Origin of the sequence: Aerosakkonema sp. BLCC-F183, assembly GCF_041929145.1 — a bacterium.
GTDB lineage: Bacteria > Cyanobacteriota > Cyanobacteriia > Cyanobacteriales > Aerosakkonemataceae > Aerosakkonema.
The window spans coordinates 1-19,358 of the sequence record NZ_JBHFNU010000031.1 but is presented as its reverse complement, the minus strand read 5'-3'; the positions used below and the strand labels follow the sequence as shown (position 1 = coordinate 19,358).

Annotated in this window: 17 protein-coding genes; 7 read left to right on the top strand and 10 right to left on the bottom strand. The window is 42.4% G+C overall.

Annotated features, from left to right (window positions below; genetic code table 11):
* Positions 1-10 precede the first annotated feature (10 nt).
* Together ACE1CD_RS07810 and ACE1CD_RS07805 are read right to left on the bottom strand one after the other, a co-directional pair.
* Entirely contained in the window at positions 11-7,012 is a 7,002-nt protein-coding gene (locus ACE1CD_RS07810; RefSeq protein WP_374822927.1) for a S8 family serine peptidase, read from the bottom strand.
* Positions 7,013-7,262: 250 nt separating this feature from the next.
* On the bottom strand, positions 7,263-7,529 hold the full coding sequence (locus ACE1CD_RS07805) for a hypothetical protein (protein WP_374822925.1): 267 nt from the start codon (positions 7,527-7,529) through the stop codon (positions 7,263-7,265).
* A gap of 200 nt (positions 7,530-7,729) precedes the next feature.
* Here ACE1CD_RS07805 and ACE1CD_RS07800 point away from each other — a divergent pair, with 200 nt between their 5' ends.
* Positions 7,730-10,210: an endonuclease MutS2 gene (locus tag ACE1CD_RS07800; RefSeq protein WP_374822922.1), complete on the top strand. Its 2,481-nt coding sequence runs from the start codon at positions 7,730-7,732 to the stop codon at positions 10,208-10,210.
* Positions 10,211-10,703: 493 nt separating this feature from the next.
* A complete protein-coding gene (locus ACE1CD_RS07795) occupies positions 10,704-11,585 on the top strand; it encodes a hypothetical protein (protein ID WP_374794548.1) in 882 nt (293 codons plus the stop codon).
* A gap of 540 nt (positions 11,586-12,125) precedes the next feature.
* Here ACE1CD_RS07795 and ACE1CD_RS07790 read toward each other — a convergent pair.
* On the bottom strand, positions 12,126-12,659 hold the full coding sequence (locus tag ACE1CD_RS07790) for a hypothetical protein (RefSeq protein ID WP_374822919.1): 534 nt from the start codon (positions 12,657-12,659) through the stop codon (positions 12,126-12,128).
* Positions 12,660-12,892: 233 nt separating this feature from the next.
* Between ACE1CD_RS07790 and pgsA the strand changes: the two genes are divergently transcribed.
* The gene (pgsA, locus tag ACE1CD_RS07785) at positions 12,893-13,414 is read left to right on the top strand and encodes a CDP-diacylglycerol--glycerol-3-phosphate 3-phosphatidyltransferase (RefSeq protein ID WP_374822916.1); all 522 of its coding nucleotides are present in this window, start codon (positions 12,893-12,895) and stop codon (positions 13,412-13,414) included.
* A gap of 91 nt (positions 13,415-13,505) precedes the next feature.
* Here the strand turns inward: pgsA and ACE1CD_RS07780 are convergent, their stop codons facing one another.
* From ACE1CD_RS07780 to surE, 4 genes are read right to left on the bottom strand one after another with little or no spacing between them, the layout of a single operon-like run.
* Entirely contained in the window at positions 13,506-14,447 is a 942-nt protein-coding gene (locus tag ACE1CD_RS07780) for an NAD-dependent epimerase/dehydratase family protein (RefSeq protein ID WP_374794551.1), read from the bottom strand.
* 43 nt (positions 14,448-14,490) lie between these two features.
* Complete coding sequence (locus ACE1CD_RS07775; protein WP_374794552.1) at positions 14,491-14,751, bottom strand: hypothetical protein; 261 nt, start codon at positions 14,749-14,751, stop codon at positions 14,491-14,493.
* The gene (locus tag ACE1CD_RS07770) at positions 14,748-14,933 is read right to left on the bottom strand and encodes a hypothetical protein (RefSeq protein WP_374794553.1); all 186 of its coding nucleotides are present in this window, start codon (positions 14,931-14,933) and stop codon (positions 14,748-14,750) included. Before ACE1CD_RS07770 ends, ACE1CD_RS07775 begins: the two co-directional genes overlap by 4 nt.
* Before the next feature lie 29 nt (positions 14,934-14,962).
* A complete protein-coding gene (surE, locus tag ACE1CD_RS07765; RefSeq protein ID WP_374794554.1) occupies positions 14,963-15,640 on the bottom strand; it encodes a 5'/3'-nucleotidase SurE in 678 nt (225 codons plus the stop codon).
* A gap of 18 nt (positions 15,641-15,658) precedes the next feature.
* Here surE and ACE1CD_RS07760 point away from each other — a divergent pair, with 18 nt between their 5' ends.
* From ACE1CD_RS07760 to ACE1CD_RS07745, 4 genes are read left to right on the top strand one after another with little or no spacing between them, the layout of a single operon-like run.
* Positions 15,659-16,810 carry a hypothetical protein gene (locus tag ACE1CD_RS07760; protein WP_374822913.1) on the top strand — a complete coding sequence of 384 codons (1,152 nt, stop codon included), beginning with the start codon at positions 15,659-15,661 and terminating at the stop codon, positions 16,808-16,810.
* A 19-nt stretch (positions 16,811-16,829) separates the two neighbouring features.
* On the top strand, positions 16,830-16,988 hold the full coding sequence (locus ACE1CD_RS07755) for a hypothetical protein (protein ID WP_374794557.1): 159 nt from the start codon (positions 16,830-16,832) through the stop codon (positions 16,986-16,988).
* A 53-nt stretch (positions 16,989-17,041) separates the two neighbouring features.
* The gene (locus tag ACE1CD_RS07750; RefSeq protein ID WP_374794558.1) at positions 17,042-17,410 is read left to right on the top strand and encodes a GIY-YIG nuclease family protein; all 369 of its coding nucleotides are present in this window, start codon (positions 17,042-17,044) and stop codon (positions 17,408-17,410) included.
* Positions 17,407-17,628 (top strand): hypothetical protein, encoded by a 222-nt coding sequence (locus ACE1CD_RS07745; protein ID WP_374794559.1) that lies wholly within the window; start codon positions 17,407-17,409, stop codon positions 17,626-17,628. The genes ACE1CD_RS07750 and ACE1CD_RS07745 overlap by 4 nt, the downstream gene beginning before the upstream one ends.
* 61 nt (positions 17,629-17,689) lie before the next feature.
* Here the strand turns inward: ACE1CD_RS07745 and ACE1CD_RS07740 are convergent, their stop codons facing one another.
* The 3 genes from ACE1CD_RS07740 to ACE1CD_RS07730 form a co-directional block, all read right to left on the bottom strand.
* Positions 17,690-17,848, bottom strand: coding sequence for a hypothetical protein (locus ACE1CD_RS07740; RefSeq protein WP_374794560.1), 159 nt, complete (start codon positions 17,846-17,848; stop codon positions 17,690-17,692).
* A gap of 8 nt (positions 17,849-17,856) precedes the next feature.
* A complete protein-coding gene (locus tag ACE1CD_RS07735; protein WP_374794561.1) occupies positions 17,857-18,192 on the bottom strand; it encodes a hypothetical protein in 336 nt (111 codons plus the stop codon).
* A gap of 228 nt (positions 18,193-18,420) precedes the next feature.
* Positions 18,421-19,116 (bottom strand): uracil-DNA glycosylase family protein, encoded by a 696-nt coding sequence (locus ACE1CD_RS07730; RefSeq protein ID WP_374822910.1) that lies wholly within the window; start codon positions 19,114-19,116, stop codon positions 18,421-18,423.
* Between the last annotated feature and the right edge of the window lie 242 nt (positions 19,117-19,358).

The window sequence follows — 19,358 nt, the reverse complement described above, 5'->3', positions numbered from 1 at the left end:
TAGAAATCAACTAGCCAATTTTGACGTTAATTTCACTAAGTTTATAAGCACTTGTGAAATCGAATGGATTGAAAATTTTTCCTTTCCAGACTTGTAAGTAGGGTGTTTCCACTGAGTACTTAAGACTGACACCTGGTAAAGCTTCTTTCGCCTGCTCCTTCAACCAATCTGGAATAGGTAAATTAGCTACTGCCGATTCAAATAGCTTCTTTGAATTCAAGGAGAGTTCAGTCTTACCACCCAAGTTGAAGAAAGATTGAAACTGCGTAATTGGTTTGATAGTGGGTGTGAACTTAAACTCTTGCCCTGCTTTCAACCAGTCTGGAATAGGAACATTCAAAATTCCAGAACCATTGAAAGGAAGAATCAATTCATTTCCATTTTTCTGACCGTCGTAATCAATTTCAAACCCTGTTATATCGAACTTTGATTTTTGTTGTATATTAGCCCCTAAACTTGCCCCTAAAATTCCCGCATCACGAATTGGTATAGCCGCAGCACTTGTTGCCGGAATTAGAGCTAAAGTATTGATGATATCAATTGCTTGAAAAGCCTCATCCTTCACCTCGATACTATTAGAGTTATTATTGTTTTTCTCTTTTGCTTCTAAACTAAGGTCTAGCACAACAGGTGACTTAGCGGCTTTCATAACGCTCTGAAGGTCAAGTCCTCCAGAAGCTTCAAACCTTGTTTTCTGATTCCATCCTGACCAAGGCCAAGGAAATTCCGTTGATAATTCGGCGGCAAGATTTAGTTTTGCACTTAAATCCAAGCCAAATAGAGTTTCTAGGCTCAAGCCAGAATTAAGTTTGGAGCTAAAATTAACTGCTACTGACTTTCCACCTGGATTTGGCTGCCAATTAATATCAAAAGTAGTTGGAATATTTACTCCAAAAGTTCCAGCGCTAGCGAATGCACTAAAAGTATAACCAGCCTCTAGTGATGTTTTTACCAAGCCGAATGACCATTCGGGATTGTATTTGTTAGAAATTGATCCTCCAATAGAAGATCCTTGCCCTCCACTCCAAATACTCTGATTTTTTAGGTCAAAGTTTATTGTAGAAGTTATGTGACCCGGTGAAATGATTGTTGTATTACCACCAGGGTTGCTACCACTATTTTTAGCAAGCGTTGTTATCCCGAAATTTTTCCACGCACTCCAAACTTGACCATCAAAAGCCCGAATAGAAGACGAAGTGGAACTTGCCGATCCTGGTTGCACACCCAAAAGGCGCACGCTGTTCAAATTCTTAGCATCCACTTCAATAGTCGAATTATCTATCCGCCTGAAGTTACCAGTGAAATCAGCTACAGGTGTAGATTCAAAAAACTGAAACTTAGTAATTGTCGAGTTGCCATCTGGATCGGAGTAACTGAAATTCCCTTGCATTGGGATAGATTGACCTTCAGTTACAGTTAGATTCTTAGTAGTAACGACAGGTGGTTTGTTATTAGACTGCACTGAAATGTTGAAGTTCTTCCATTGACTCCACACCTTACCGTCATGCACCTTAATACTAGCTGAACTATTGCCCACTTTTTCGCCAACAAAGCGAACAGTGTTCAGGTTCTTTTCAGGTACTACAAAAACTGTGCCATTTGGCTCATACCAATTCCCTTGACCACTAGCTGTAAAGGAACCAACGGGAGAATCTTCGTAGAAAGCATAAAATTTTATCGGGTCGCCATCTGGATCTGACGAACTGAAGTTTCCTTGCATAGAAAGGGATTGACCCTGCTTCAGACTCAGATTCCAGGCATTAACAACAGGTGGTTTATTGGCATAAGTAGTAATAGTGAAGTCTTTGCGATCGCTCCACACTTGACCATCAAACACCGAAACAGAAACAGACGTATTACCCAGTTGCCGAACACTGAAATAAACATCATTAAGTTTATTTGCATCTGCTTCGATAACTGAGTAGCCGTCAATTTGTTTGACTACACTACCTAATGGCCCTACAAAATCTCCCAAAGTTGAGCGATCGTAAAATCTAACTTTAGTAATCGCGTCTCCATCTGCATCAGACCAATTAAACTTACCCTGCATTGGGATTAGCTTTTCTTGACCTATTTTCGGGCTTATCGTTTTTAGAACAAAATCTCCTTGCTCAATCTTCTGATTCCAAACATTAGCAATAGGTTGCACATTGGCAGATTCCCAAGGACGGTAGGCTTTTACCCCCGCCCGATTGGGTTTCCAGAACATATATCCGCCTTCAAAATCGATGCGTTGCCCACCTTCCCAATCGTATTTATCTTTCGTTGGGAAACCTAACCAACCACCAGAACCACCGTTCTGGTTATAGGTATTTTGAAAGCCATGCCAAAGGGCTACAGCACCATATTGAGGCGACCAGTGAATAGTACCATGCTCGTAGCTTCTCCCATACCCAGTCGTGCCTGTTGGTGATTTTGTTGCCTGCCAAAAATCTCCAGTCGGATTACCTAATAATCCACTGAAATTCGGATATTCTTTATTAATCGCCGTCCTGTAAGGAGCATCTTGAACGAGACTCAAACTGTAATCAGTGTTGGCACTCATCCAACCTGTGAAGACTTCTGCGTAGTAAGTTCCAGGTTGTAAATTGTAGTTAATCGGCTGCGTTTGGTTTCCACTAGCTAATACTTCACCAGGATCGACATATCCATTGTTATTTTTATCTTGAATTAGATTGAAATTAGCAGAGGTACTAGCTCCGTAAAACTTCAGTTCAACGTCTTTCTCTTGATTCAAGTTAAAAACGTAGTAATCTCTTATGTCAGCACCACCAACTGACCCACTACCACCCGTCTGTAACTTATCCCCGATTTCGATCGAACTACGAAAAGCCTCCGAATAAACCTTACCTTTACCTGCTGTAAATAGCGTTCCGTTACCATCAATATCGGTGGGTGTAGGAGAAAGATTCAGATTGTAATTGGTAAGAGTTCCTGTTCCTTCAGGGAAAACCCGAACGTAATAATTGCCTGCTTCTAATAAACGAGTTCTCATTGGTGTTGCTGTGATGCCATCCTGAGAAATCGCCGAGGCTATTATCTCACCATCGTCTACTTTTCTATTATTGTTGCTATCTTTTATTAGCTCAAAACCCGCCTTGGCATTTAAACCTTTTAACTGAAGGTCAACCCAATTGAATTCAGCCAAATTGAAAGTATAGAAATCATTCAGATCGTTACTACCGCCGATCGATGTTCCTTGGGAAGCATAACTCCAAGGTTTAGGGTATTGACTGACATTACCATTGGCGAGATTCGGGTTAGGAATTACTGTAGCGGTGGCTATTGAACCATTTCCATCGGGATCTGCTGGTATTTCGATTACTATAGCAGTAGTTGTCACGCCTGAAATGGGTTTACCCGTGCCATAAGTGTACCAAGTCGCCAATCCTTTCGGCTGAACACTCAAATAGCCATTATTGTAGTAATGAGTATCTACCCCATTACTTGTCACCGTCTTGATAAAATCACCCGCAGCAATAGGAACATTCCCTTCCCCAGGTTTTGGCGCAAGTCGCGAAAATACCCCCGTCAGCGTGTAAGGTCGTTTTAAAGTTTGACCATCGATATAATCAGCTTCATTCCAAACTTCAAAAGGAGGTGTTACCTCAATCTGATATCGCCCTTTATTCAGGTTTATTTCCAACTGCTGAGTCGAGTTAGCATTTATCCTGTAATTAGCCAATTCAACAGTTTGATCTTCAAACCCAATAAATTTCTCAACACTAAGTTTTGCTTTGCCATTGGGAGAAAGTAAGTTCAGTTTTAATTTGCCTGATTCTTTCACTTCAAATCCATATTTGGCAATGTAGTTGCTCACATCTCCCAATTTATATTCAACCTGACCGGATACATTCAACTGAGTAGCAGTATTTCCACTTAATGCCTTACTTTGGATATCTGGCTCAAAGTCAAAATAAGGTGTTGTTGAGTAGTTGACAGGCGTTGGAAATGTATTGACTGAATCGGCAATAAACTCATTGGAAAGATTGTAGTTTTTTACCGTGTTGGTTGTTCCATTCCGAAGTCTCAAATAATAGGTTCCAGGGTCAACAAATACACCATCTGTTCTTGAAATAGGCGGAGTTTGGCCTTCAACAGAAACACTGGTAGCAGCCCCGCCCGATACAAATTTAAAGCGTCCGGGAGTACCATCTGCTTTCACCAACGTTGCACCAGGAAATTCGTTGCTACCATTTGTGCGAGTAAGTGTCCAGCGTACATAACCAGGTTGACTGACTGTAAATTGGTAATATTTTTCAGGTGTTGTCGAGTCAACTTTATCGTTATCGGAAAACGCGGGTGAAAATTGAGGTGCTGTAGCAATTGATATCCCACCTTGCGCTGCACGTTCTGTTGGCGTTACTTTCCCTTCACCATCCCAAATTAATGGTGCTACCCAAGCTTCCGGCGTGTAATTTTCCCCTATTGTATTCTTCGCTAATTCTACTGCTCCTGCTGAATTAAGCAATCCAAATCCCGTTTCTCCATCCCATCCTGATGTCTTCAAATCTGTAGTTGTAGATTCGAGAATTGAAATTACTTGTTTGAAGTTAAGATCGGGATTTGCTGCCCAAATTAAAGATGCAACACCCGTCACTTTCGCTGCTGCAACGGAAGTTCCCGTCATTTTACCTAAGCTATTTCCAACTGTGGAAGTTACGGGTTGATCAATGGTGCCACCTTCAGTTAAAATATCTAAACCCGCACCATAACTGGAATAGTCAGCCCGATCGAACTCATTGGATGCGCCAACTGTAATAATATTGTCAAACTCCTGGGAAGCTTGTCCCAAAACGGACATCACGCCGCCATCGTTACCAGCAGCAGTGACTATTAGAACATGATTTTGCCGCGCAAATTCGATCGCTTCCCGTTCTTTTGGCGTTAATTCATATCTTGTAGTAACGCTACCATCTGGGTTAACTTGCGTTAAATCTAAACTCAGATTCACAACCGCATTTTTCTGTCCCGACTGTTTCGCTGCATCCACAAATTCAATCAGCGACTCTGCCCAATTTCCACTACCTACTGCACGCCCCAACCAAATTGGTGCTTTATCGTTAATTCCATCAATCCCAATTCCATTACCTTGGGTAGCAGCAATTAACCCTAAAATATGCGTACCGTGTTCGTTTCCTTCACCGGGAGAGAGTAAGGGGTCGTTGTCGTTAGAAATGCGATCGCTTCCCAATTTGAATCGACGATAATCAAGATCGGCATTATTGCCGCTAAACCCAGTATCGATGATACCAATTAAAGGTTGATTTGGTGCGATCGATACTTCTGGTAAACTCGCCGTCAAACTGAGACTGTAATTAGTATCACCCGCTTCACCCGGAGATACTCGCACGTAGTAAATTCCCTTGTTTAAAGGATTGCGGTTAATTATCTGTGCTGCTGTACCACCATCAGAAATTTCTAAAACTTCGCCTTCATCGACTCGATCGTTATTATTTAAGTCTTGAATTAATTCAACTTTAGCATCTGCACTCAAGTCATCCAAACGCACATTGAAATTGTTAGTATCCTCGAAATTAAAGCGGTAATAGTCGTATCGATCGACATTATTAACAAAGTCCCTAACACCTAAGCTGTAGCTTACTTCACTAGCATTAACGCGCAATGTTCCTAAATCACGTGCTGTAGCTAGTGTATTACCAGCATTGTATATTGGTGTCGGATCTACTGGTGTCGGATCAATTGGTGGTGTCGGATCTACAGGTGTGATATCAATTGGTGGTTTTGGATCGACTGGTGTCGTATCAATTGGTGGTGTTGGATCGACTGGTGTGCTATCAATTGGTGGTGTTGGATCGACTGGTGTGCTATCAATTGGTGGTGTCGGATCTACAGGTGTGGTATCAATTGGTGGTTTTGGATCTACAGGTGTGCTATCAATTGGTGGTTTTGGATCTATAGGTGTGCTATCAATTGGTGGTTTTGGATCTATAGGTGTGCTATCAATTGGTGGTGTCGGATCTACAGGTGTGGTATCAATTGGTGGTTTTGGATCGATCGCTAATTCTTCTTTCTTCACATAATCGATCAAATCCTTACCCAGCTTAGAATCGCGCCAATCTCTCTCTGGATTGATCACATCATCCAAATTAACTGCTTTCCCCGTCGCACCAGTCAACTTGAAAATGACATCGTTATAATCTTTATCCGTTCCCGTATCAACGCGCATATCCTCGATCGCAAATGCGCTACCCGTTCCATTGATATCCGCAACTTGTCCAACATGAAAAGCTGCGTTGGGATTCGCTGTCACTAATGAGAATAACGGACGTTTGCTACCACCAATATTCGGATTATCCCATACTTCCTGCACTTTTCCATTTGGCACTAACATCACGCCAAATTTATCCTCTGGCTTCATGGCAAAGGTTTTGATACCTTTATATTCTCCATTGTTATCGGCATTTGCCAAACCAACATTAAACTTAGCTGCTTCGTTGGGGTCGGAAATTACTATATAACCTAAGTTTGAATTACTTAACGATCGATGTGCTGCTTCTTTAATAAACTCTTCCGAACCGGGAACAAATCGATCCATTCCCTCTAAACTAAAGATGGCTAATTCCCCTTTATACCAACCGCCATCATTAATAAAATCTACTCCAACTTGTCCGGTTTCTCCAACTGTGAAATATCCCGATTCAATCTTCAATCCAGTCAGAGGGTCAACTTGAATATTCTCAACTGTCAAATTCAGGTTGTAATTCGCTTCGCCGCTAACTTGTGTAACTCGAATTGTGTAATTTCCGGCGGCTAAGTTGTCGATCGCGATCGCTTCATCACTCAAATCGCCGTTCGCAGAATTATATAATACTCCTTCCCCTGTGTCAAGTACCTCTAGGTCGGCATTTGCAGTTAATCCGGTGAGAGAAACACCGACTTTTGCCGGAGAGTTCAAGCTGAACTTATACAAGTCAAACGGATCGGTACTATCGACCAAACCAAAATAATTTCGATCGCTATTCAAAACTCCGATATCCAAGTTAGACATTGCACCCTCCAATACCTGATACTTTTTGGCTCTATATATCTATCGGGATGAAAGTTCCGATATTATGCGCTAGCTTGTTTTTTGTTACAAAACTTTACATTTTGGCTTGGGAGAGCGATCGCAAGATTCGATCGTCGCTATTCTCCCTAAGTAAAATGTAGAAAGAAGCCTTATGAAAGCAAAAAAATTTGTAAACTGCTCGAAATTATAGAATATACCCTTGATTTATTCCGAAATCTTTCCCAAAGCTTTAAATAAAGCCGAATTTAATCAGGTTTTCGTAAAGACCGCTAACTGTGGAAATCGCGATCGTCATAACTGCAATATCGCTAAAAGTCAGAAACCTTGTTGCTGCGTAGATTTTTAATTGCCAAGCGCAGAATATTCGATCGAAACCAAGTTTGTTTGCGCGTTTCTGCGTACATTTGTAATTGCCAAATGCACATTTTTTGAGAGAAACCGGGTTTATTTGCGCGTTTGTGCGTAAGTGTACGGCGTCGGGAAAGTCAAAAGTCAAAAGTCAAAAGTCAAAATTAAGAATTTCTTCCTGCTCCCCCACTCCCCCGCTCCCCCGCTCCCGCACTCTCTGCTTTGAATAACGGGGGTAATCGCAGCAGATTTGCTATTACCCCACCTTTGGAATAACCCGAAACGGGTGTTCCTGCTTTATCCTGAGAATTGGAACTCTTATTTATATTTAATTTCCACAAATAAGCTTTGATTCAAGCCGAAACCCTAGAACTACTGGAATGGCCACGTCTGTGCCAACACCTGTCCACTTTTGCTGCCACCAAGCTGGGAGCTGTTGCCTCTCGTCGTCTGCAAATCCCCCAAACTCAAGACGAGAGTCTCACTCTGTTGGCGCAAACTCAAGAAGTTTACAAATTGGAAACTCGCCTGACAACAGGCTGGACTTTTGACGGAATTTATGATATAGGAGATGCGCTCGAACGAGCCGAACTCCAAGGTATCTTGTCTGGGGAAGAGTTGCTCAATATTGCGACAACTCTGGCGGGGACAAGACAACTGCGTCGAGTTATCGATAACCAAGAAGATTTGCCAGTTCTGACAGAGTTAGTGGCAGATTTGCGGACTTATCCGGAACTAGAGCAGGAAATTCACCACTGCATTGACGATCGCGGCGAAGTGGCAGACAGAGCTAGTCCCAAACTCGCCGGCATTCGCCAGCAAATGCGGCAACAGCGCGATCGCATCTATCAGATATTGCAAGGAATTTTACAGCGGCAATCCGGTGCGGTGCAGGAACAGGTGATTACCCAGCGCGGCGATCGCTTCGTTATCCCCGTGAAAGCAACTAGCAAAGATGCCATCCCAGGTATAGTTCACGACACATCGATGAGCGGCGTTACCCTGTATGTGGAACCAAACGCAATTGTGTCGCTGGGAAATCAGATGCGACAGCTCATTCGCCAAGAGCAAGCAGAGGAAGAAGCAATTCTGAGAGCTTTGACAGAGCAGGTGGCAGCAGTTAAACCGGATTTGGAGAGGTTGTTGGCGATCGCAACTACTTTAGATCTGGCTACTGCTAGAGCGCGTTACAGTTATTGGTTGCAAGCTAATCCACCCAGATTCATTCAAATGGTTGGAGGCGGCGGCGATGCCCACCCCACAAGAGAAAGCATCACCCTGCGGCAGTTGCGCCATCCTCTATTAGTTTGGCAAAATCAGCACGAACAAGGCGCAGCAGTTGTGCCCGTGGATTTACTGATTCAGCCGCAAATTCGAGTAGTAACGATTACAGGCCCTAACACAGGGGGTAAAACCGTTACCTTAAAAACTTTGGGTTTGGCGGCGCTGATGGCGAAGGTGGGTTTGTTCGTAGCCGCACGGGAACCTGTCGAAATGCCCTGGTTTGAGCAAGTTTTAGCCGATATTGGGGATGAGCAATCGTTAGAACAAAGTTTATCTACCTTTTCCGGTCACATCCGCCGCATCAGTCGGATTTTAGAGGCTGTGGAGAATGGAGAAGAAAACGAATCTGCAATTGCCAACGAGCAATTATCAACGAGCAATTCGCTAGTATTGCTAGATGAAGTGGGAGCGGGTACTGACCCAGCGGAGGGGAGTGCATTGGCGATCGCACTTTTACAATATCTCGCCGACAACACCCAACTGACGATGGCGACAACTCACTTTGGCGAACTCAAAGCACTGAAATATCAAGACTCGCGCTTTGAAAATGCTTCGGTAGAATTCGATGATGTCAGTCTTTCGCCTACCTATCGTTTATTATGGGGAATTCCCGGTCGTTCTAATGCTTTGACAATTGCTCGACGTTTGGGACTCAAACCGGAGGTAGTTGAAAAAGCGCAAACTTATGTAGGGGGAGCAACTGAAGAAGTAAACGAGGTAATTGCTGGATTAGAAGCGCAACGCCGCCGTCAAGAAACCAAAGCAGAAGAAGCAGCGCAACTACTCAAACAAGCAGAGCGTTTCTATCAAGAAGTCTCCAAAAAAGCAGCTGCTTTGCAAGAAAGAGAACGGTTGTTGCGACAACAACAAGAACAGGAAGTGCTAAAAGCGATCGCACAAGCAAAAGGTGAAATTGCCCAAGTAATTCGCCGCTTGCAACAAGGGCCGATGACCGCGCAAGATGTGAATATAGCAAGGGAAGGTGTAAATGAAATTGCCCAACGTCATTTGCCACCACCGCCACCGCCAAAACCCAAACCAGGCTTTATGCCAAAAGAAGGCGATCGCATTCGCATTCCCAGGTTAGGTCAAACTGCGGAAGTGCTGAGTTCTCCCAACGAAGCAGGTCAGTTGACCGTTAAGTTTGGCATCATGAAAATGACTGTTTCTTTAGAAGATATCGAATCGCTTGATGGTGAGAAACCGGAATTGCCAGTTAAATCAAAATCCGTCGCCGGGGAGACAGCTACCTCACAAAAGAAACAGACAGCAACTGTTCCGCAACAACCCAAACCTGCGATTCGCACATCTAAGAATACTCTTGATATTCGCGGTTGGCGAGTAGCAGATGCGGAAAGCGAGGTAGAAAAAGCGATCGCCCAAGCAGTAGAATACGGTGTCCTGTGGATCGTTCACGGCAAAGGCACCGGCAAGCTGCGACAAGGTGTTCACGAATTCTTAAAACAGCATCCGCAGGTTGAGCGTTTTGATTTAGCCGATCGATCTGAAGGCGGTGAAGGCGTCACCGTTGCCCACCTCAAGTAACCCGAATTGGGGAATTGGTGAATTGCAAATTTCAGATTTCAGATTGCAGATTTTGGCAATTTGCAATCTGAAATCTTAGCATAATTCAACTGCATCATATAATTATATAGCAACCGCCGAGGCGGTTAGGGCATACTAAAACGCCAGAACCAATTCACAGCAAGCATTTCAATGAGTGACTTTTGACTTTTGACTTTTGACTTTTGCTACATCATATCCGGTAGCATCGCTTGCATAAAAAATCCCTTTCTTATCTGCGTTTATCTGCGTTTATCTGCCTACATCTGCGGTAAAAATTTAACCCCCGATTCTCACAGATAATCTTTCACATCACTCATATACTACCAATGCCACCGGACATGATATTAAATAGTGTTTTATAGCAATCGCTTTAGTTAATTAGGACATTCTTAATTCGACCTAAACCCAAGATTCCTAGACCCTTCTTCCCCTAACCCCTAACCCCTAGCCCCGACGCCCTAGATAAACGAGCATGACAGAAATTTATGGCGATATCAAAAAGAATCGCAGGTCTAGCGCGGAGATCCAACAAGTTAAGGAAGCGATCCTCCGAGTGCTAAGTGTAGAAAACCCGATGACAGTTAGACAAGTGTTTTACCAGTTAGTCAGTACGGGAGCAATTGCCAAAACAGAAGCTGAATATAAAAGTACCGTAGTTAGGCTCTTAACTGAAATGAGACGAACGGGAGAAATTCCCTATTATTGGATTGCGGATAACACCCGCTTTCAGCGAAAGCCGAAAACATGGTCTTCCCTGAAAACGGCACTTCTCGATACAGCCAGATACTATAGGCGTTCCCTTTGGGAAGAAGCTAAAGTTTATGTAGAAATCTGGCTAGAAAAAGATGCTCTAGCAGGTGTGTTGTATCAAGTTACCGAAGCTTGGGATGTACCCTTGATGGTAACGAGAGGATATCCATCCCTGAGTTTCTTACACAGCGCCGCCGAAACAATCAAATATCAAAACAAACCGACTTATATTTATTACTTTGGCGATCGCGATCCTAGTGGAGTAGATATTCCTAGAGTTGTCAATGAAGGGATAAGTTCAATGGCTCCCCATATCGAGATTTTTTTTGAAGCAGTTGCTGTGACGCCAGCGCAAATTGAATATCTGCATTTGCCAACTAGACCAACTAAAACGAGCGATTCGCGCTCAAAAAAATTTTCTGGCGAATCGGTAGAAGTAGATGCCATTCCCCCAAGTATATTGAGACACTTGGTAAACGAATGTATTCTCAAGCACGTTGACTTTGAACTCTTACAAAAAATTAAAGCAATAGAAACTGAAGAGCGGACTCTTTTAGAGCAGTTGTCTATTTGGTATCAGAGTCAACAACAGTCAATGTCGTGAAAACAAAAACGGCTCTCCCGTTTTCGTGGTAATAATAAACACTTATTTTATTGTAGGGTGGGTTAGGCACGGGCGATAATTTCAACACTTTCAACTAATAATTAAGTTCCCGTGCCGTAACCCACCATCCCACCTATCTGTAACATAAACAAACATTTTCCACCATCAACCCAAAAAACGCTAATTAGCCACTTGGGTTAATATTTTAGAATAACAATTAAATGCAATGCGAAACATTCTCTGTGAGAATTAGGGGTTAAATTTTTACCGCAGATGTAGACAGATAAACGCAGATAAACGCAGATAAGAACGCGATTTTTTTATGCAACTGCTGCTCCCGGACATCATGTGATGGGGTAATATTTTCATTTTTGTTACCAAGAGGGATGGTGCGTTAGGCATGGCAATTTAATTTTTGCTTGCCATACTCAATTTCTCGCCCGTGCCTAACACACCCTACAGTAAAATAAGATTTGATTATTTCCATAAATACGCGATATCCAAAAATCTGCAATCTGAAATATTAAATCTCAAATTAATTCATCCCCAAGTGAAAAGTTCGCAACTAGATGTGTTGCAACATTCCAACAAATTCTGCACTTTATATTTGGCGATCGCATAACGCCAACCCAGCAATTCTCCTTTTTGATATGATGTGGGATAACCGATAATAAATGGTTCTTGAGCATAAGGAGTACGACAGCGAACTTTGCCTTCGTCGTATCCCAGCCAAAAATCGGTAGCTTTTTGAACTGAGTGATGAATATGCAGGCGGTATTCGGAAATTAACAATTCCAGTTGTAGCAAGCGTTTCTCTACATCTTTTTCTTGTTGAGACACCCATTCACCGAGTTGATAGGATTGTGGGCCCCAAAGGTTTTCTTGTGCGATTTCCTGCCAAATTTTGTGCCAATTGAGCGAATAAGTTTGTTGCAAATAAGATAAAGAAGTTCCAGCAGCCAGGGAATCTATTAATCCTGTCGTCGCCTGGTTAAATTGGGTCAACCCTGCTTCTAATGAAAGCAGTGCTGCTTCGCAATTTTTCAGTTGCTTATCAGCCCAACGATTTACCATAGTTTTGTTATTAAGTTTTTTTAATTATTCTACAATAGCATCTTTGGAGCGAGTTTGACATAGACGATCGACAATTACAAGCACAAACCCACGAAAGCGGAAATTTTACCACCAATCTTTTCGGGATGATGGGTGTTTAAGCCTTGTATGGTGACAAGCAGGTTTAGCCGTAAGTATGCAGCTGGATAATTTAAGATGAAAGCTGATAGCCGATCGCACTCTACTCAATTAATATGACTATTCCAAACTGGATCACTTTCTCGCGCCTGCTGGGGTTGCCATTTCTCCTTTACGGATTGCACAACCCCACAGAGTTAAGTCGGTGGATATGTTTGGCAATTTTTATCGCAGCAGCAAGTACCGATTGGTTAGATGGCTATTTGGCGCGTAAACTCAACCAAATCAGCGATTTGGGCAAGTTTCTCGATCCTTTAGTTGATAAATTCCTAGTGCTTGGCCCATTATTGGCTTTGGTGGAGTTGGGACAAGTGCCTGCATGGGGCGTGTTTCTGATTTTAGCGCGGGAGTTGGCGATCGCAGGTTGGCGCGTCAATCAAACTTCTATTTCCGGTGCAAATATCTGGGGTAAATTGAAAACGGTAAGTCAAATCATCGCCATTTCTTTGTTAATTGCACCTTTACCAGCAGCTTGGCAAATTCCTTCTCTCATTGCATTCTGGATTTCTGTTGCTTTCACTTTAATTTCCGGTGCTATCTATTTGTGGCCGCAAAATCTTACCAAAGAAAACGCTTAATTGACAACTAAGACAGATTAAAATCTTCTTTTACTTTTCTCAAACCCTCTCATCAAGAGTAAGGTAGGCATGGCCTACCTTACCCTAACAATTAACTTTGCACTGCTTTCAAAATCTCATCATCTACAGAAAAATCAGCTTCAGCGTTGTCTCTTCCAGACGCGAGAAAATCATTTTGGAAAGAATCTTTCAAACCAGAAACTAAGTCATATTCCGGTTTCCAATTCAATTCGGTCATGGCTTTATTAACTGATGCGAAGAAGTGTTGCACGCGCAACGGGAAACCTTTGCGTTTGCCAAAATCAAACTGTTTGGGGTCGTAATGCACTATCTGCAAGTCATCGGGTGATTTACCTGCGGCTATTGCACAGGCGCGTGCAAGTCCATCGAAAGTGACGAAGCGTTCTCCTGAAATATTGTATATCTGTGCGATCGCTTTCTCATTTCCCAACACCGCCGCCATCGCGTTCGCCAAGTCTTTGCAGTGACCGAGTTGGGTGATGTGTAATCCGTTACCTGGTACGGGGATGGGTCGATCGCGCACAATGCGATCGAAAAACCATGCTTCCACATCATTATAGTTCTGCGGGCCGTAAATATAAGTCGGACGAATCGAAGTAAAAGGCAATCCTTGTTCGATTAAATACGCCTCTGTTTCGTGCTTACCTTTGTGACGACTTTTTGGATCGATCGCATCCCCTTCAATGTGCGGTAATTGGTCGGTTTTGAGATAAACTCCCGCCGAACTCATATAAACAAAATGTTTTACCCGACCTTTAAAAATTTCCGCCAAAGGTTGAGTATCGCTTAATTCGCGACCGTTGTTATCAAAGATGGCATCAAAGTTTTCCGAAGCTAGCTTTTCCTTTATTTGCGAAGCATCAGTGCGATCGCCATGAATTTGTTGGATACCTTCAACTGGCGCAGACTTTTTACCGCGATTGAATAATACAACTTCGTGACCTTGTTCTACTAAAATTTTAGTCAGATAAACTCCGATAAACCGGGTGCCACCCATGATTAAGATTCGCATTTTTCCTCATTGCCAACAGTTAACTATCCGATCTTATCCTATTTTATTTATTAGATTGGGCTGTAATTTTCCAAGAACGTCCGGCGGTATGAACTTCATCACCAATAATTTTAACATTACCTAGTTCGCGTCCGATCGCAAATAGTTCTTCTCTTTCTTCATCAGTTAAGTAATCATCTCCTTTTCTCCCGCTGGGACACTTTCGAGGGTCGCCACCTGCTTCCAGATAGCGCTGGCGGGATAAAGCAAAAAGTTCCTGGAATCGTTCATACTTTTGTTGCCGCAATTCTTTAGAATCTGTCATAGTTCTGACTCCGGTTCTACTGGGACAATATCACCACTTTGCAAAAGTCGAGCAATAGGCAAAATTGGGCTCGGTGTTTGAATGAACCAAATCCCGTTATTTTCATCATAAACCCTATTGATAAGTAATTCTAGGGTTTCGAGAGCATTGAGAACTAGGTACTGTTCTTCTGTTGGTTCCACAGGTTGTTAGTACTATTACTTTAGTTATTTTACACCCTTAGCTGAGTTATCGCGATTTTACCAGAGAAGCAGACATCCACATCACTGCCGGGAGTTCGCTGACGCTTTGCATACTCTCCGTGATAGTAATATTCATCACCTTCAACTCGGTAATTGACAGGTAAAGGTTGCGTACAAGGTTGGCAAAATACCACTTCCGGATCTGGTTCTCCCGGTAAAAGATGGGGTAAATTAACATTCCAGAAACTACCGGGTGCAATCGGTTTTTTAAACAAATCATCTAATACTTTCGCCGTCCATCTAGCAGCAGTATCCCAATCAACATTTAAGTTGCGTTTGCGATAGTAAGAAACAGCAATTCCGGGAATTCCGTGCATAGCTGCTTCGCGCACAGCAGCGACAGTACCGGAAATATAAACATCAACACCTAAATTGCCGCCAGCATTGATGCCCGAAAGTACCCATTTGACATTTTGACAAAGATGTGTCATTGCTAGTCGCGTGCAATCTGCGGGAGTACCACCAACAGCATATTCGGTTTCGCAGCGACGTTCTACGTGAATAGCGCCAATGGTAGTAACTTGATGACCGCATCCCGATAAAGCAGCTTTCGGTGCGACAATTATCGCGTTACCGTTCACAGCTTTTTGCAGTGCGCGAATGCCTGGGGCGTCGATACCGTCGTCGTTGGTTATAATCAAAGTCATGTTGTGTACCAGTAAAATATGAAACGATTAACTGTGTTTAAGAAATTAGTAACAGCTGCTACAGTAAGTTTGACATTAACTGCTTGTCCTCAACCACGTCCCCCCGAAAACCCAGTCGAGTTTAGTGGTAAGGATAGCAAGGGCTATACTGCTGATTTTATTATGGTTGTTAGTCCGAAGGAAACTAGCACTAAGTTTACTTTGGAGAAATTATGGGAGCAATTTCAGGGCGATAAACCTTTAAAGGATATGTTGGACAAGCAAAATAAGATCGTTTTTATTGGGGCAGAAGGTTGCGATGGGTCGAGGAACGATGAAGATAATGCAGGACAGATAAGACGTTCGCTTATAAAACAACTTTCAAAATCGATTAATCCTAAATACCAAGAATTATCGGAAAATTTTGATAGACTTAAACAGGTTGAGAACTGCCCTAAGAAGAATATATCTACAAAATCTCCACCAAGAATAATAATTATTGGCATGACTCGCAAAAGCCCTCTAGTCAATGATGCTGAAGCTATTAAAAATGGCTTAAAAAATGCAAAATTGAAACAGTTACAACTGGAAAAATATGCACTTTTTGAATTGATTTATCGCCAGCCAAGCAAAGATAGTAAAAAGTGGCAATCCAAGCTTATTCAAGGGAATGATAAGAATGGAAACACAGTTATATTTGATGTAAACTTTGTAACAGGTGGTTACTGGGAATCAGGAAAAGACAATAAAATAGTATATGCAGGAGAATCAGGAGGGCTAGATAAATTAGAAACTCAAGAAATAAATGAAAAGCTGGCAGTAGCAGATGAAGTTATTTCTGTTGGAGCAGCAGATTGTCAAGGAGAGGATACAAACAAGCAAGAAGCTTTATCTCGCGACAGGGCATCAAATTTACAAGATAAACTCAGAGGAATTAAAATTCTAAATAGAGAAAGGTATCCCAACTACCGAAGACTAATTCTCGGCCAATATTTGACCAAATATTGTAAAGATTATGAAACGAAAGAGCAAAGACGAATAGTAGTCATATTCGCTAATAAAGCTGAAGATAGTGTTAACATAAATATGAATGAAGCGTGGGAGAATGCCTTAAAAGATTATGACAGTAAGGAAAAAATATTAGGTGACTTGCGTCTGAAAGATTATTCATTAGTAAAGATAGACAACTAGCTCGCTATCAAAACCACACTTGCAAATCAATTCGTTTGCATCTGCTTTCCACACCCGCCTGGGGTGGGCTGACAACGAAGCGATCGATTTTTGTCGAGATTTTCCTATGCGATTTGCTTTGATAATTAAGATGCGATCGCATTTGGGGATGCAGGTGCGCTCGCGCAGCGATGCGTAGCATTATCGCTTTTACTTGTAGGATAAGATAACCGCTTGCGTCTCCCAATTTACATGACCGATTCCATCCAGCAAGAAGCACGTCAAATTCTCGACACTCTCGCCTTTACCCCGTTCGATCGATGCTATCCGCTTAGCCGCGAATTTGAGACAATTCCTGCTAAAGTTGGTTTGTACGCCTTTCGACACCGCATTGAAGGATTACTCTACATTGGCAAAGCTAACAACCTCAGAGATAGACTGCGAGGTGGACACAAAGCCTTCCTGTGGGGCTGGCTCGATCGCTACGATCCAGATGATGTAAGGATTGCCTTTGTTACTCTCAACCAATGGCAAAAACCAGGGTTATCATATCAATTAGAAACCCTCATCCTTCAAGCTACAAATCCTCCCTATAACGTCAAAATACCCAGAGAACAATGACTCAAACCATCAAAATCCAACACTTACCAGCAGAAGCTATTCATTCGCTGATGCCCTATTTGCCTGACTACGTGAAAGTCGCCCTGATCGCAAAAGCAAATGAATTAGAATGCTCGTTGGAAGCTGCGATCGAAATGGCGATCGCAAGCTTTCTAGATTCAGAAGCTTTTAGCTTTGAAGATTGCCTATTATCGCAACGTCTTAAAGAATCAGAATAGGGGTAATTTGCTGAAAGTAAATAAAGTGAGATCGCCTTTTCCCCAATCTTCCCTATAATTATTATTTCTTCACCTCCGCTAGGCGTCTCGCCTCTAATCTAACTCGCCACTTTTCATCTATTTCTGTTGCTAAATCGCTCATTGCTTTAGCTTTCTCAGCAGCAATTTTTGCCATTTCCAGAAGTTCGAGCAATGTTTTTTCATCCGGTAGTTCTTTCATGGTAATTCCTACAAGCGATTGATAATTCGTTCTACTTCTATTTTAGTTTCCAACACCCGTCCCAACAGCGTACCTAAATCTTCGCCAGCCTCTTGGATTTCAGTATATGCCACATCATTTGGCGTGATGCGCTCAAGTATAGAATCAATTCTTCTTCTACAAATGTCTACAAATAGTAACACATCATTGAGATAGGCAAAGAACTGAATCATTATAACGTTTTCTGGAAATCTCGACAATGCTGCTCTGACTTGGGTAAGTCCTCTTGTTGTATCAGTCTCAGTCTGATTTAGTTCCTGATTCAATCTATCGATGAGGGTTCTTATTTCCGAAGGTATAGCCATTTATTCACATTTTATTTGAACTATTACAGCATATCTTAAATATGTTATCTAAAAAATTATTATCTAATTAAATAGCGATATTTACACTTCTTTTACATCGTGCTTTTATTGTGGCGAGCGATATTTCAATATTTTCTATATTGTTTGCCTAGACCCCAACCATAATCTTTATAGTTAAAAATGGTTGGGTTCAGGAAACGAAACCCAACCTACTACGCAAGCTCAAATCTAACTCAACTCATCCAACTTTGCTTTCACTTCCTGAATATCCTGCCACATCAACCACTTCGGACTACCCGCTTCCTTGGAAGGATTTTTCAACAAATAAGCGGGATGCAAAATCGGCATACAAAGTCGCCCTTCCCACTCTATCCAAGTACCGCGAATTTTGGTAATTCCCCGCTTATCTCCAGTTACACCTTTAACAGCAGTCGCGCCAGTCAAAAGAATTATTTTTGGATTAACTAAGCGAATCTGTTCTAACAAATAAGGTTTGCAAGCCGCGATTTCATCTGGGGTAGGAACTCCGTTTCCTGGGGGTCGGCATTTTATAATGTTACAAATATATACATCTTTTTCGCTACTCAACCCAACCGCTGCAAGAATTTTTTCTAATAATTGACCCGCTTTCCCGACAAATGGCAAACCAGTCTCATCTTCATTTTGTCCGGGTGCTTCCCCTACGATCGTAATCGGGGCTTGTGGATTGCCTCGTCCAACGACAGCATGAGTGCGCGTATTTCCCAATCCGCAGCGATGACACTGCTTGCAATGATGCGCCAGTTGCTCTAACTTTTCATAAGTACCGGGGGGAATGGGTATTTTTGCAGAAGTGGGAATCAAATTTGTCTGCGAAACTGATGGGGTAGATGCTTCGCTACCTGGTATAAGGTCAAAAAGGCTGAGCTGTTCGGAGTCGGACATAGATAAAACGGGAAGATTTCCACGTCTCCATCCTATCAATCGCAGTGTACGAAAGGCAGATGAGCGGGATACGACAAGCTATGCGATCGCATCCTCCACCTTACCACCTACATTTTTCGATCGTGCTTGCAGCTAGACTCAACTTATATCATGTCCAGACGATTGCCCACAATAAAATTTCTTAGGTACGTTGTTGGGGGGGGGATGAAGGGAAAAAAAAAGAAGATACAAACACAAACCCC

Coding starts and splice junctions, on each gene's coding strand:
- ACE1CD_RS07780 (WP_374794551.1), bottom strand. CDS start 14,447: ATGCGAATCTTAATCATGGGTGGCACCCGGTTTATCGGAGTTTATCTG.
- ACE1CD_RS07745 (WP_374794559.1), top strand. CDS start 17,407: ATGACTCAAACCATCAAAATCCAACACTTACCAGCAGAAGCTATTCAT.
- ACE1CD_RS07795 (WP_374794548.1), top strand. CDS start 10,704: ATGACAGAAATTTATGGCGATATCAAAAAGAATCGCAGGTCTAGCGCG.
- ACE1CD_RS07730 (WP_374822910.1), bottom strand. CDS start 19,116: ATGTCCGACTCCGAACAGCTCAGCCTTTTTGACCTTATACCAGGTAGC.
- ACE1CD_RS07810 (WP_374822927.1), bottom strand. CDS start 7,012: ATGTCTAACTTGGATATCGGAGTTTTGAATAGCGATCGAAATTATTTT.
- ACE1CD_RS07760 (WP_374822913.1), top strand. CDS start 15,659: ATGAAACGATTAACTGTGTTTAAGAAATTAGTAACAGCTGCTACAGTA.
- ACE1CD_RS07735 (WP_374794561.1), bottom strand. CDS start 18,192: ATGGCTATACCTTCGGAAATAAGAACCCTCATCGATAGATTGAATCAG.
- surE (WP_374794554.1), bottom strand. CDS start 15,640: ATGACTTTGATTATAACCAACGACGACGGTATCGACGCCCCAGGCATT.
- ACE1CD_RS07750 (WP_374794558.1), top strand. CDS start 17,042: ATGACCGATTCCATCCAGCAAGAAGCACGTCAAATTCTCGACACTCTC.
- ACE1CD_RS07740 (WP_374794560.1), bottom strand. CDS start 17,848: ATGAAAGAACTACCGGATGAAAAAACATTGCTCGAACTTCTGGAAATG.
- ACE1CD_RS07790 (WP_374822919.1), bottom strand. CDS start 12,659: ATGGTAAATCGTTGGGCTGATAAGCAACTGAAAAATTGCGAAGCAGCA.
- ACE1CD_RS07775 (WP_374794552.1), bottom strand. CDS start 14,751: ATGACAGATTCTAAAGAATTGCGGCAACAAAAGTATGAACGATTCCAG.
- pgsA (WP_374822916.1), top strand. CDS start 12,893: ATGACTATTCCAAACTGGATCACTTTCTCGCGCCTGCTGGGGTTGCCA.